This window comes from uncultured Thalassospira sp. (genome assembly GCF_963976115.1).
Classification (GTDB): Bacteria; Pseudomonadota; Alphaproteobacteria; order Rhodospirillales; family Thalassospiraceae; genus Thalassospira.
The window spans coordinates 140,662-153,484 of the sequence record NZ_CAXBJJ010000012.1 but is presented as its reverse complement, the minus strand read 5'-3'; the positions used below and the strand labels follow the sequence as shown (position 1 = coordinate 153,484).

Annotated in this window: 10 protein-coding genes and 1 riboswitch; of the genes, 4 read left to right on the top strand and 6 right to left on the bottom strand. The window is 54.4% G+C overall.

The genetic code is table 11. The features are described from left to right. The first annotated feature begins 648 nt into the window (after positions 1–648). Positions 649–1,839 (top strand): formaldehyde dehydrogenase, glutathione-independent, encoded by a 1,191-nt coding sequence (gene fdhA, locus AAC086_RS16855; RefSeq protein ID WP_339780413.1) that lies wholly within the window; start codon positions 649–651, stop codon positions 1,837–1,839. Between the two features lie 139 nt (positions 1,840–1,978). Here fdhA and AAC086_RS16850 read toward each other — a convergent pair whose 3' ends face one another. Further along, positions 1,979–2,974, bottom strand: coding sequence for a tRNA-dihydrouridine synthase (locus AAC086_RS16850; RefSeq protein WP_339780411.1), 996 nt, complete (start codon positions 2,972–2,974; stop codon positions 1,979–1,981). A gap of 484 nt (positions 2,975–3,458) precedes the next feature. Between AAC086_RS16850 and AAC086_RS16845 the strand changes: the two genes are divergently transcribed. After that, positions 3,459–3,611 carry a hypothetical protein gene (locus AAC086_RS16845; RefSeq protein WP_339780410.1) on the top strand — a complete coding sequence of 51 codons (153 nt, stop codon included), beginning with the start codon at positions 3,459–3,461 and terminating at the stop codon, positions 3,609–3,611. Positions 3,612–3,671: 60 nt separating this feature from the next. Here the strand turns inward: AAC086_RS16845 and meaB are convergent, their stop codons facing one another. The 4 genes from meaB to AAC086_RS16825 all read right to left on the bottom strand — a co-directional run bounded on the left by meaB (position 3,672) and on the right by AAC086_RS16825 (position 10,311). After that, on the bottom strand, positions 3,672–4,718 hold the full coding sequence (gene meaB / locus AAC086_RS16840) for a methylmalonyl Co-A mutase-associated GTPase MeaB (protein ID WP_339780408.1): 1,047 nt from the start codon (positions 4,716–4,718) through the stop codon (positions 3,672–3,674). 215 nt (positions 4,719–4,933) lie between these two features. Further along, positions 4,934–7,090, bottom strand: a complete 2,157-nt coding sequence (scpA, locus tag AAC086_RS16835; RefSeq protein WP_339780407.1) for a methylmalonyl-CoA mutase — start codon at positions 7,088–7,090, stop codon at positions 4,934–4,936. Positions 7,091–7,092: 2 nt separating this feature from the next. After that, positions 7,093–9,183 carry a methylmalonyl-CoA mutase family protein gene (locus tag AAC086_RS16830; RefSeq protein WP_339780405.1) on the bottom strand — a complete coding sequence of 697 codons (2,091 nt, stop codon included), beginning with the start codon at positions 9,181–9,183 and terminating at the stop codon, positions 7,093–7,095. 109 nt (positions 9,184–9,292) lie between these two features. Beyond that, positions 9,293–9,404: riboswitch (cobalamin riboswitch) on the bottom strand. Between the two features lie 208 nt (positions 9,405–9,612). After that, a complete protein-coding gene (locus tag AAC086_RS16825) occupies positions 9,613–10,311 on the bottom strand; it encodes a DUF6058 family natural product biosynthesis protein (protein ID WP_339780403.1) in 699 nt (232 codons plus the stop codon). Positions 10,312–10,629: 318 nt separating this feature from the next. Between AAC086_RS16825 and AAC086_RS16820 the strand changes: the two genes are divergently transcribed. Then, entirely contained in the window at positions 10,630–11,049 is a 420-nt protein-coding gene (locus AAC086_RS16820; RefSeq protein WP_339780401.1) for a response regulator, read from the top strand. 68 nt (positions 11,050–11,117) lie between these two features. Here the strand turns inward: AAC086_RS16820 and phhA are convergent, their stop codons facing one another. After that, the gene (gene phhA / locus AAC086_RS16815) at positions 11,118–12,062 is read right to left on the bottom strand and encodes a phenylalanine 4-monooxygenase (RefSeq protein WP_339780400.1); all 945 of its coding nucleotides are present in this window, start codon (positions 12,060–12,062) and stop codon (positions 11,118–11,120) included. A 166-nt stretch (positions 12,063–12,228) separates the two neighbouring features. Between phhA and AAC086_RS16810 the strand changes: the two genes are divergently transcribed. Then, entirely contained in the window at positions 12,229–12,711 is a 483-nt protein-coding gene (locus tag AAC086_RS16810) for an Lrp/AsnC family transcriptional regulator (protein ID WP_339780398.1), read from the top strand. Positions 12,712–12,823: the final 112 nt, after the last annotated feature.

The following is a 12,823-nucleotide window of genomic DNA, read 5'->3' as shown; positions in this document are numbered from 1 at the left end:
CGGAGAATTGGTTCCGCCGTGCTTGAACCATAAAACAAACCCGCAGATGCCTGGCATTTGCGGGTTTGTTGTGTCAGGTCGGGCGCGGCGGTAGGGGCGCTGACTATGTCAGTGTCCCAGCTTATGCTGATAGCTGGGTTATGTTTGCAGGTTTGCGGTTTATAAATCTCTCTTACCATTGCGGGTATTGGGCGGATATGCGCAAACTTACAGATGAATTGTCGCAAACTTCCCATTTCCAGCTTTTGGGTTCTGCTAGACTGTTTCCAAATAAATCTTTGGGTTGTTCATCACACGTCTTTCAGGCTGCCCTTTCCTACAAGGCGCGTTTGAAAGGGATGAAGCATAGTAAATAGTGTGAAGTCACCAGGTGGGTGCTTCGCCTTGCAGGTTCAGATCGTCGATATCGAATTTGCATGTTGCTCCGGTAACAGGCGAATGCCGCAAGACCGGCATTTTTGGGTTTTGCGACGCTTCTTGAGGTTTTGTGCTTCTTCAGGACTTTTTCGGTACCCTTTTGATCAGAGGGCTGTTTAAGCACTTCGCCGCGGAGTACGGGCCGCGCACTTGCGCGGTGATTACGACCATCAAAAGAAAACAATCAAGGCCTCGGAATTTCCGACGGTTTTATATCAGTGGAGGAAGCAAATGAGTGCGAACAGAGGTGTCGTTTATGTTGGCCCAGGCAAAGTCGAAGTTCGGAATATTTTAGACCCGGTAATGGCATCGCCAGATGGTCGCAAGATTGACCACGCTGTTATTTTGAAGGTTATATCCACCAATATTTGCGGGTCAGATCAGCACATGGTGCGCGGGCGCACAACGGCTGAGCCGGGCCTTGTGTTGGGCCATGAAATAACCGGACAGGTTATTGAAAAGGGCAGTGATGTTGAACAGCTTGAAATCGGCGACATCGTATCGGTTCCGTTTAACGTCGCTTGCGGCCGGTGCCGGTGCTGTAAATCGCAAGATACCGGTGTATGCTTAACGGTTAATCCGTCTCGCGCCGGTGGTGCCTATGGTTATGTCGATATGGGCGGCTGGATTGGTGGGCAGGCCCATTATGTGATGGTGCCTTATGCTGACTTTAACCTGTTGAAATTCCCCGACAGGGATCAGGCGATGGATAAAATTCGCGACCTGACCATGTTGTCCGATATTTTACCGACCGGTTTTCATGGTGCGGTGCAGGCTGGTGTTGGCGTCGGGTCAATTGTGTATGTTGCCGGTGCAGGTCCTGTGGGGCTGGCGGCGGCGGCTTCGGCCCAGATTTTGGGGGCTGCTGTTGTCATGGTTGGCGATTTCAACAAAGAACGCCTGGCCCATGCGGCAAAAATGGGGTTTGAACCTGTTGATTTGTCACAAAGCGACCGATTGGGTGAAATGATTGCCGAAATCACCGGCAGCCCCGAAGTAGATAGCGCCATTGATGCCGTCGGTTTCGAGGCGCGTGGGCATAGCGGCGGCGAACAGCCCGCAATCGTGCTTAACCAGATGATGGAAATTACCCGCGCGGCAGGTTCCATTGGTATTCCCGGCCTGTATGTAACCGAAGACCCGGGTGCTGTTGATGAAGCGGCCAAACAAGGCAGTCTGTCACTGCGGTTTGGTTTGGGCTGGGCCAAGGCGCAATCCTTCCATACCGGGCAAACACCCGTGATCAAGTATAACCGCCAGCTTATGCAGGCGATTTTGCATGGCCGGTTAAATATTGCCGATATCGTCAATGCGCAGGTTATTTTGCTTGAAGATGCGGCGCAGGGCTATGAAAGTTTTGATCAGGGTGCGGCGAAAAAGTTCGTTCTTGACCCGCACGGGATGCTCGCCAAGGCAAGTTGATCCGCTGATCGTTACGTTTAGGGGCAGGTAATTATTCTGCCTGTCGATGAAGCCCTCGTCTGTGTGAACGGCTTTCCAAAAATTGGCCAGTTCACTGGCGAGGGCTTTTTTTCGGCGGTTTTTCAAATTATTTCAAATTTCATGCGGCGAAGTCAGATTGCATTCGATGAAATTCCGGTTTTATTTGATCTTGCCGTAATTTTTCCTGCAATTCGCTGACGGCACGAATGCGCTTGATCTCGTCAAAGCATTGTGCGGCGGGGGCATGGCCCTTGCGCATCAGGGCAACCCACTGTTTGATCCGCCCGGCTTGATGGTTTTCGGTGGTGCCATCTTGCGCCAGAAAGTCGATATAGGCCAGAAGAAGGGCCAACACATCGGTCCAGCTTTGTTTAATCGGTTCTTTTCCGGCTTCAAACGCCTTGATGCGGGCGGCAAGGTCGGGGCAGGCAATGGCACCGCGCCCCAGCATAAAAGACGTGCAGCCCGAAATATCCCGGCAGCGCATGTAATCTTCCACCGTCCAGATTTCGCCATTTGCCGTCATCGGAATGGAAATGGCCTCGCGGATGCGCGCCAGATATTCCCAGTGTGCCGGAGGTTTATAGCCTTCCAGCTTGGTGCGGGCATGAACGGTTAAATGCTGTGCGCCGCCATCTTCAACGGCACGGGCATTTTCCAAAAACAATTCCTTGTCGGCATATCCAAGGCGGATTTTGGCGCTGACCGGGATGTGTGCGGGAACTGCTGCGCGAACGGCCTTTACGATGTGATAAAGGTTTTCCGGGCATTTTAGCAAGGATGCCCCGGCTTCGCGCTTGTTCACGGTTTTCGACGGGCAGCCAAAATTAATGTCGATCCCCGGTGCGCCCAGTGCCACGGCAAAGGCGGCATTTTCCCCCAACAGTACCGGGTCATGGCCCATCAATTGCACCAGAACCGGTTGGCCGCTGGCGGTTTTGCCGCCCTGATGCAGTTCGGGGCAATAACGATGAAACACATGGGCCGGAAACAGGGTTTGCGACACGCGAATAAATTCGGTTACGCAGTGGTCAAAGCCGCCAACCGCGCTTAGCAATTGACGCACGCGCCAGTCCACCAGCCCTTCCATTGGTGCCAGCACCAACTGCGTCATCGTTTTTATTGTCCCTTTTACGGATGTTGATGTCGCCCCGGTTTTGCCCGGATCGATACGATATACTGATTGAACGGGGCCGGTGACCCTTGCGCGTTCGATTGAATCTTCAATCATTTTATGATCGTGCTTTTGCAGATGTTCAATTACGGCGTCAAGCGGAGTTTGGCGAAAAATACAAACTGGCGAACCGGGCAGCGGGGGGCAGTCCGTGTTTTTAGCGGCCCGAAAGGCAGGCGATGCCGCCATTGGTGGAAACTGTGCGGGCCATTGTCAAAACGATCTGGTAGAATTCAACATTGCCTTCTATGGGTTTCACGGTAAAAACCAAGTGATCAAGGGTGGTTATTTTTGCTGTAAAGCCCTATTTATCTGTTCGTCCCGAAAGGATAAAAGACACCTGTACCCCGCAGGAATTAAGGGGGAATGATGATTGGTTTGATTATAAAATACACCATAAATGACGATTTGGAGGATACCAAAGATGCTGTATATTGTGCAAAAGGCATTGGACGAGCTTGAAGCCATGCCGCGCGACGAGCGTGAAAGCTATTCCCATGTGGATCGCGAAATTGCCGAGGCAGTGGCGAAGCTCAAGGTTCTTAAAGACAAGCTTGCCGCAGAAGAAAAGAAGTAACTCTGGGTTGCCCGGCGTTTAAAGGGCTGCGGTGTTGTCGCGGCCCTTTTGTCCTCTTTGTTATTTTTGCGCCATCATCGCCAAAAGTGCTTCGACGGCCTGGGTCGGGTTGATCGTACCTGACAGAACGTTTTGTTCCAGATCGGGCAGGGCAGCACGAACGTCATCACGTCGGGTAAAGGTTTCAAGCAGCCGATCGCGCAGCATGGACCACATCCAGTCATGTTGCTGGCGCGCCCGTTTGGCGGCAAATTCGCCCTCGGTTTCCATGATCTGACGGTGCTGTCTGATCAAATCCCACGCCTCGTCCAGCCCGGCGCGGGTTAGAGATGACACCATCATCGATTGCGGGCGCCAATGGCGGCTGGTGGGTTGCAAAATGCGCAGGGCTGATGAATATGCGCGTTTGGCCTCGCGCGCCTTGGCCGGGTCGGCGTCGGATTTATTAACCGCGATCAGATCGGCAATTTCGAGCACACCCTTTTTAATGCCCTGCAATTCATCGCCCGCCCCGGGCAGCATCAGGACCAAAAAGAAATCGGTCATTTGCGCAACCATGGTTTCGCTTTGCCCCGCCCCCACGGTTTCAACCAGTACCACATCAAACCCGGCGGCTTCGCACAACAAAATGGTTTCACGTGTCATGCGGTTGACCCCGCCCAAATATCCGCTGCTGGGCGAGGGCCGGATATAGGCGTTGGGGTCGATGGAAAGGTCGTTCATCCGGGTTTTATCGCCCAGAATGGACCCACCTGATCGCGCACTGGTCGGGTCCACGGCCAAAACCGCCACTTTGTGGCCCGCTTTGGTCAGGTTGGTGCCAAATGCCTCGATAAAGGTTGATTTGCCAACGCCGGGCACCCCGGTAATGCCAATGCGGTGCGATCCGCCGGTATGGGGCATAAGCTGTTCAAGAACCTGTTGGGCCTGAATAAAATGTTCGGGCTTGCGGCTTTCAACCAGGGTAATGGCGCGTGATAATATGGTGCGGTTGCCCGCCAGAACACCGTCAACAATTTCGCCGGTTTCCAGCACCCGCCGCCTGATACGCGGGCGCGGATTGGTGGTGGCGTTTTTGCCCGGTATGGTGCGCAGGGTTTCCTTCACCAGATATCCTTTATATGCCGTGTCGTGCGATCAGGTTTCACTTGATGCTATAGGCCGCCCGGTTCATGCGGTGCGATCCTCATAAGTTTGATCATACTGTTTGCAGTGCCCCACCAGCAAGCTCAGTGCGTCAAGGTGGCAAAATGGGTCATATTAAAGGAAAAATGCTTTAACAACGCGGGCGTTATATGTCCGGCCCAAAGGGAACGGCGTTTTTACGCAGCGGTTGGTGTTTCATGTTCCAGCAGTTTTTCCAGCAATTCGCTGGCGGCTTCGGCAATGACGGTGCCGGGCGGAAAAATGGCCTCGGCCCCGGCGGCAAACAGTTTGTCAAAATCCTGCGGCGGAATAACTCCGCCAGCCACAATCATAATGTCCTCGCGGCCCAGTTTATCCAGTTCGGTGCGCAATTGCGGCACCAGCGTCAAGTGCCCTGCGGCAAGCGAACTGGCCCCCACAATATGTACATCGTTTTCAGCGGCCTGGCGGGCGGCTTCTTCGGGGGTTTGAAATAACGGGCCAATATCCACATCAAAGCCTAAATCGGCAAAGGCGGTGGCAATCACCTTTTGCCCGCGATCGTGTCCGTCCTGGCCCATTTTGGCAATCAGGATGCGTGGGCGGCGGCCTTCGGCCTCGGCAAAGGCATCGACCAGCCGACCCACTTTTTCAAGGGCGGCGTTATCGGCACCCACTTCGGTTTTATAAACTCCGGCGATGGAACGGATAACTGCCTGATGGCGGCCATAAACCTTTTCCAGCGCATCGGAAATTTCGCCAACCGTGCATTTGGCCCGGGCTGCCTGCACGGCAAGCTCCAGCAAATTGCCCGATTTGGCATCGGCAGCGTTGGTCAGGGCGTTCAGGGCTGCTTCAACTGTTTGATCATCGCGTTCGGCGCGCAAACGTTCCAGCTTGGCGATTTGCTGGCGGCGGACTTCGGCGTTATCGACTTGCAACACATCCACCGGGCGGTCATCGGTGACGCGGTATTTGTTCACACCGACCAATGTCTGGCGGCCGCTATCAATGCGGGCCTGGGTGCGGGCGGCGGCTTCCTCGATCCGCATTTTCGGAATACCGGCTTCAATGGCTTTGGCCATGCCGCCCTGTTCTTCCACCTCGGCAATATGGGCCCAGGCTTTTTCGGCCAAATCGCGGGTCAGGCGCTCCACATAATAACTGCCGCCCCATGGGTCGATCACGTTGGTGGTGCCGCTTTCCTGCTGCAAAAACAGTTGGGTGTTACGCGCAATGCGGGCAGAAAAATCGGTTGGCAGGGCCAGGGCTTCGTCCAGTGCATTGGTATGAAGCGACTGGGTATGACCCTGTGTCGATGCCATGGCTTCGATACAGGTGCGGATCACGTTGTTAAACACATCCTGTGCTGTCAGCGACCAGCCCGATGTCTGGCTGTGGGTGCGCAGCGACAGCGACTTGGTGCTTTGCGGGTCAAACTGTTTGATCAGCTTGGCCCAGATCATGCGCGCCGCGCGCATTTTGGCAATTTCCATAAAGAAATTCATGCCAATCGCCCAGAAAAACGACAGGCGCGGGGCGAATTTATCAATATCGAGCCCGGCTTCCATGCCTGCACGGGCATATTCCACCCCGTCGGCCAGGGTATAGGCCAGTTCAAGGTCGGCGGTGGCCCCGGCTTCCTGCATGTGATAGCCGGAAATGGAAATCGAATTGAATTTCGGCATGTTTTGCGAGGTAAAGGCAAAAATGTCGGAAATGATCCGCATCGAGGGTTTGGGCGGATAGATATAGGTGTTGCGCACCATAAATTCTTTAAGAATGTCGTTCTGGATGGTGCCGGAAAGCTGGGCGTGTTTAACCCCCTGTTCCTCGGCGGCAGCAATATACAGCGCCATCACCGGCAACACCGCGCCGTTCATGGTCATGGAAACCGACATTTGATCGAGCGGAATGCCATCAAACAGGGTGCGCATGTCATAGATGCTGTCAATCGCCACACCGGCCATCCCGACATCGCCCGCCACCCGGGGGTGGTCGCTGTCATAACCGCGATGGGTGGCCAGGTCGAAGGCTATCGACAGGCCCTTTTGCCCGGCGGCAAGGTTGCGGCGGTAAAAGGCGTTGGATTCCTCGGCGGTGGAAAAACCGGCATATTGGCGCACGGTCCAGGGGCGTTGCACATACATGGTGGGGTAGGGGCCGCGCAAAAAGGGCGCTATCCCCGGCATGGTGTGCAAATGATCCAGACCGTTCAGGTCATCGACGCCGTAAACCGGTTTTACATCAATGCCTTCGGGGGTGGTCCATGGCACGCCCGATACCGGGCCAGAGGGCGTGTTTGCGGCGGTGTCAAACAGGGGCAGGTCGGAAAAATCAGGAATCCGGGTCATGGTTATTTCACTCCCAGATGGTCAAGGACGGCGGTGGTAAGGGCAACCACATCCGATCCGACAAAAATGAACTCGCTGATACCGGCAGCTTCAAATGCTGCCCGGTTGTCGCCGGGGTGCCCGGCAAGATAGATTTTGCTGGCCCCGGCCGCGTTTAGCGCCTTTGCCATTTCGGCGGCATGTTCGGCATATTGCGTATCCGATCCGCAAATAATGGCGATTTTTGCCCCGCTTTGGCGAAAGGCGTTGGCCGCATCATGGCCCGTGGCAAAGCCATTATTGGCGAGGGTTTCAATGCCGCCTGCGCCAAAAAAGTTACGGGCAAACATGGCACGCGCCGTATGGTCGGCAACCTTGCCAATGTTACACAGGAAAATTTGTGGTGGCTTGCCGGTTTCCTGCGTGTGGGCCGATGCCCGAAGACGGTTTGCTTCAAATGCTTCGGACAGGCGATGCCGGGGCAACGGTGCCATGCGCTTTGCCGATGCAAGGTCGCCATACAGGGCATCGAACAATTGTTTGATGCTTGCGCCCTTTGCAGCTGCTGTTATCAGATCGTTAAAATCGGTGCCGATATTTGTGTCCGGTGTGCCGGGGCGGTTTTGCACGGCCGCCCGCAAGGCGCTAATATCGGGAACGTCGCAGGTAACGGCGGCCTCGTCGATATTGGGGAATTCGGAAACCCCGGTTAGCGGATCGCGGCGGGTGGCCAGGCGGTCGGCGCGGGCGTGCCAGGATGTGGCAATGTCGTCGGTCAATGTGCCATTTTCAATGGCGGTAATGATGCCGCCTGCGGTCTCAATTTCCTGAAATTTCCGCCAGGCATTTTGGGCAATGTCACGGGTCAGGTTTTCAATAAACCAGGCGCCGCCTGCCGGGTCGATCACGCGGTGAACGTTGCTTTCTTCTTGCAAAATCAGCTGCGTGTTGCGGGCAATGCGGCGTGAAAAACCATCGGGCAGGCCAATGGCATGGTCATAGGGCAGGCACACAACACTGTCCGCCCCGCCCAGCCCGGCGGCAAAGCTGGTGACAGTGGTGCGCAGCATATTCACCCACGGGTCCACCTTGCTGATGATTTGTTCGGCCGATACGGCATTGAGGGTGATGGCACAGCCCTCAATGCCGGATGCCTGCAAAATGCGCCGCCACATCAGGCGCAGGGCGCGCAATTTGGCAATACCGGCAAAAAAATCGGTGCCAATCGCGGTGGTAAAGGTGATGGAGGTTGCGGCCTTTGCGTCCTCCATACCGGCATCAACCATGGCGCGGAAATAGGCAAGGCCGGTTGCCAGCGCGATGGCAAGCTCCCTGCTGTCGGTCGCCCCGGCATTATACCATGGCGTACTGTTAACCGTGATCGCGGTGGCATGGGGGAATTTTGTGCCAATAGCCCGGGCAAAGCTGCCTGCCTGTTTCAGGGCGGTTGCCAGGTCGGTCGGGCAAAAACCTTCGGCCACATATGTGCCGATGGGGTCCAGATTAAAGGCCGGTGTGGCATCGGAAACGTCGTCTTCGCGGGCCATGCGGGCGGCCAGCAAGGCGGCACACGGGATGGTGGCGGCCCCGGCATCCAGGGCGATGGGGGCCAGATTGGTATAAACGCCGTTCAGGGTGTGGTTGAGGTCATCAAGCTTATAAATCATAACACCGCCCAGCCCGGCATCATCCCCATCCGGCGCATCCGGACCGCGGCCAAACCGTGCGGCATGATCCAGGCGCAGCAAAATCGACGTCACGCCGCTTTCCAGGTCTTCGAGAATGGCATCATTGACGGTTTTGGGGGCGGGGTGGGCATGAAGCTGGCGAATGTCCCAGCCGGTGGCGGCAACAGTTGCGTTGGCACCGGCACTTGTCCTGGCATCGGCGGCAAGCTGGCTGTTGGTGGCGATCAGGGTGGGGTGAATTTGGGCAATGTCCCCATCAAGATCATCGGCTGTATAGACGGGCTGAACATCAAAACCGTCGCGCAGATGGGTGACCAGTTTTTTGTCAAACGGCGCGCCATTCAAGGCGGCGTCGGCCAGTTTGCGCCATGCTGCATAATCGGCAGGTGGAAATTCAGATGCCAGTTTCAAGCTCTGATCGGTCATGGTTGCTCCCGGTCGCGGTCGATATAAAGCACCGCGCACGGGCGTGGCACCATGGGTCCCCGTCGCCCGGTACACCCCGCCCGGCCACAATCAGAGAGCGGAACAATCCCGGTAATCTGACTTGTCCCTGTATCATCGCCCGCACTTAGTGCGATTGACGTTACGGAACCAACAGTTGCGGGGGCAGTTTCGGCTTTGGCAGATGCGGCACCGAATTCCCGGGAAATATTCCATGTCACCTTGCAGTGACGACCCTGTTTATAGCACTCCCGTTTAAATCAGTAAATAGGCATGGAAATACCTATTTACGTGCGGCATCGTTGTTTTTTGGGGCTGTTGATGGTCGAAAGATGTTTAAATTCAATATGTAATTGAAATTTATGATCAGAAATAAACAACTGGCACTGTCTTGATGCCGAAACATGGGCGTCAGACTTTGGTGTTATACGCCGCCCGGCCCGTTACGGGGGGCACGGTATCTAAAAACTTTGCCCTGACATCAATAATGCATCGCTGGCGAGAAGATTGAGAGACTTCATGCGGGGCAAATTCGGATTCTACCCTGTCGAGAAATGATACCGCACGTTTGAGCAAATGCATTTGTTGTTCAGACAGCGCTTTCCGCCCTGCTGCGATCATTTTTTCGATAAACTTTACCCCGGCCTGTTTTAGAAAGATCGATTCGGGCTGTCCGTCGCGGGTGCAAACGCCGTAAACACCTTGAAGAAAGTAGTTCCACGTGGCATCCGCAAGATGGTTGTCAAACTGCGCTGCAACGTCTGGTGCGACATCGCAAAGCTGGCGGCCCAGACTGCTGGCAAGGAATGTTTCCCGGGTATTGTGATAGCGACTGAAAAAGTGATGGCGCGCACGGTCTTCTGTATCAAGCCCAAGACGCTCGACAGCGTCATGCCAGGCGCAATGGCCCTGCAAATGAAAGCGGTAGGTTGTTTCTTCGCGATGGGTGCTGACAAAAGACACCGAATTGCTGTTGCTTTTGAATATGTATGACGGTTCAGGAAATATCCGGTTTTTGATCAGTCGGGAAAGTTTCACGGCTGAAGTGTCACATTTTACGGTGAAAACGCTTTCTTCAAAAAAGTTCGCATAGAGATAGTTCAGCAGCATTTCTGGCCTCCACATTTTGATTTAGGGAATTTTATCATTGTGGAAGGAATGAATGCTTCGATAGCGATCGAACTGAAAACGTGAAAACAGGTGCGTTTTTGCCGCGTCTTTTAAGTTTTGCATAAGAAAAAAAGTAATTTTCGATGGTGTTGACGATCGGTTACACCCTCAGAATTTGAAAAAAGACCGATTTTCCGGGGTTTTGCGCGGTGTTGCGGTGGGCTTTCGTCGAAATGCGGCAAAATTTCGACATTTAACCAATTCGACATTTTCAGTCTCTATGGTCGGGCTGTCCTGAAATTCGGAGTGATGCCATTCATGAACGCGCTAAGCGCCGTGCCGCCTTATTCCAGCCTGCCTGGTTTGGTGGCCTTTGCCGACGACAGCCCCAGTGCCAAAGCTGCCCTAGAAACGGTTTTGCGGCGCGCGGGCTATGCTGTTGCCGGGTTTGATTGCGCCGATGATTTGATTGATCAACTTGACGGGATGGCACCCCGTGCCATTATTCTGGATCTGGAAATGCCCGGCATGAGCGGTTTTGAAGCCTTTTGCGAAATTCGCCGCCGTTATCCCGGTTCAAACGATGTGCCGGTTCTGTTTTTTTCGGCCCATTACGACGCCGACACCCGTGCCCAGGCCGAAGCCCTTGGCGCGGCTGATTTTATCAGCAAGGATTCCAGCCCGATGGTGGTGATCGCGCAGTTGAACCGCGTTTTGGAAAACGTGCTTCGTCATTAATCCATAAATAAAACCCGCCGGTCACATCGCAACCGGCGGGCAAGCTCCCTTGTCCAGGCACCTGGTATTTAGCGGGTGCCTTCGAAGGCATATCCTTCGTTACCGAAGTGATACACGCGATCTGATGCCAGAATGCCCGTTGAGGGTATCACAGGCAGGCTGGCAAGATGCGTATAGAGATTTGCAAAATCCTGTGACGTTGCATCGAAAAGTTGTTGATAACTTTCGAGAACGAAATAGGTCTTTTGAAAATCGTCGATCTTGTAGTCTGTTCGCATTACGCGTTCCAGTGCAAATCCGATACGATTTGGTTTGGGATCGCTAAGGCAATATAAAGTCTCGCTTTTCGACGATAACATTCCTGCGCCATAGGCGCGCAAACCGTCTGTCGTTTCGATCAGGCCAAATTCCACCATGTACCAATACAGCCGGGCGAGCTGTTTTAGCGCCCCGTGCCGGATCGCTTCTGGTCCTTTTGCGCCATAGGCGGCCAGATAATCGGCAAATACCGGGTCAAACAGCATGGGCACATGGCCGAAAAAATCGTGGAAAATGTCAGGCTCGACCAGATAATCAATTTCCTCGGGTTTGCGCAGCCATACCGTGACGGGAAAGCGGCGATTGGCAAGATGGTTAAAAAACACATCATCGGGCACCAGGCCAGGAACGGCCACCAATTGCCAGCCGGTGGTGGCAAAAAGCTGTTCACTGATTTTATCAAATTGTGGAATGCCATCTGCGGCATCCATGCGGGCCAGATTGGCGATAAAATCATCTGCTGCCATGCCGGGCAGGATGGCGCTTTGACGCTGATACAGCTCGCGCCACAGGGCATGTTCCGCGTCGCTGTATTTTTCCCAGTTCTGATCAACGGTGTAATCATCATGGGTGTGGCTGTAATTGCCGCGTAAATTGGGGGCTGGCGCTTTTGGGGCAGATGCGGCGGGTGCCGCTTTGGTAAAGTGCGGCGCGGCGGTGCTGGCGGATGGTTTTTCGGCCTGAAACGTATTCATGACGTCCTCACTGACAGATATATATCCGGCATTCTGCCGGCCGGTTTCTGGTATTTGTGAAGGGTCTATTTTACATCAAAGACAGGGTCATTTCCCGGCGATATGAGTGATTTTGGCCGTGATTTGTGTCATGATATGACTGCAAGTGTTTTTGAGTGGGTGAAAAATGACCGAACCGGATATATCGGCAACGGATGTTAAAATTTTAAATGCCCTGCAAAATGATGCCAGTATCAGCAATGTTGCGCTGGCTGAAATTGTTGGCATGTCGCCATCGCCGTGCCTGCGCCGGGTGAAACAGCTTGAGGCATCGGGCATGATCCGCAAAACCGTGGCCTTGCTGGACCGGAAAAAAGCCGGGCTGGGCGTGCTGGCAACGGTGCAGGTGCGCCTGCAACGCCATACCGAAGCCGGGGCCGAGGATTTTGCCCGGGCGATGAATGATTTGCCTGAAATATTGTCGTGCTGGGCCATGACCGGGCGGCAGGACTTTTTGTTAATGGCACTGGCCCAGGACATTGAAAGTTTTGGCGATTTTGTCACCCATAAGCTGATGTCGATGCCCAATGTCCGCGATGTGCAGTCCAGTCTGGTGCTTAGGGAATATAAGAACGAAACCGCCATTCCGCTGCACCACAGGCGCGGATAGGGACATTGGTTGGCAGGGACTTAACCCCTCTGTTCTTGGGCTTTTCGGGTTTTTGCACAGTTGCCCGGCAAGGAAGTACCAACAGGCCTACTTCCCTGCCAGTCATGCGCTT

What these genes read in the sequence shown, in the direction of transcription:
- AAC086_RS16820 (WP_339780401.1), top strand. Translation starts at nt 10,630, where the DNA reads ATGAACGCGCTAAGCGCCGTGCCGCCTTATTCCAGCCTGCCTGGTTTG.
- AAC086_RS16810 (WP_339780398.1), top strand. Translation starts at nt 12,229, where the DNA reads ATGACCGAACCGGATATATCGGCAACGGATGTTAAAATTTTAAATGCC.
- AAC086_RS16830 (WP_339780405.1), bottom strand. Translation starts at nt 9,183, where the DNA reads ATGACCGATCAGAGCTTGAAACTGGCATCTGAATTTCCACCTGCCGAT.
- AAC086_RS16845 (WP_339780410.1), top strand. Translation starts at nt 3,459, where the DNA reads ATGCTGTATATTGTGCAAAAGGCATTGGACGAGCTTGAAGCCATGCCG.
- AAC086_RS16850 (WP_339780411.1), bottom strand. Translation starts at nt 2,974, where the DNA reads ATGACGCAGTTGGTGCTGGCACCAATGGAAGGGCTGGTGGACTGGCGC.
- AAC086_RS16825 (WP_339780403.1), bottom strand. Translation starts at nt 10,311, where the DNA reads ATGCTGCTGAACTATCTCTATGCGAACTTTTTTGAAGAAAGCGTTTTC.
- fdhA (WP_339780413.1), top strand. Translation starts at nt 649, where the DNA reads ATGAGTGCGAACAGAGGTGTCGTTTATGTTGGCCCAGGCAAAGTCGAA.
- scpA (WP_339780407.1), bottom strand. Translation starts at nt 7,090, where the DNA reads ATGACCCGGATTCCTGATTTTTCCGACCTGCCCCTGTTTGACACCGCC.
- phhA (WP_339780400.1), bottom strand. Translation starts at nt 12,062, where the DNA reads ATGAATACGTTTCAGGCCGAAAAACCATCCGCCAGCACCGCCGCGCCG.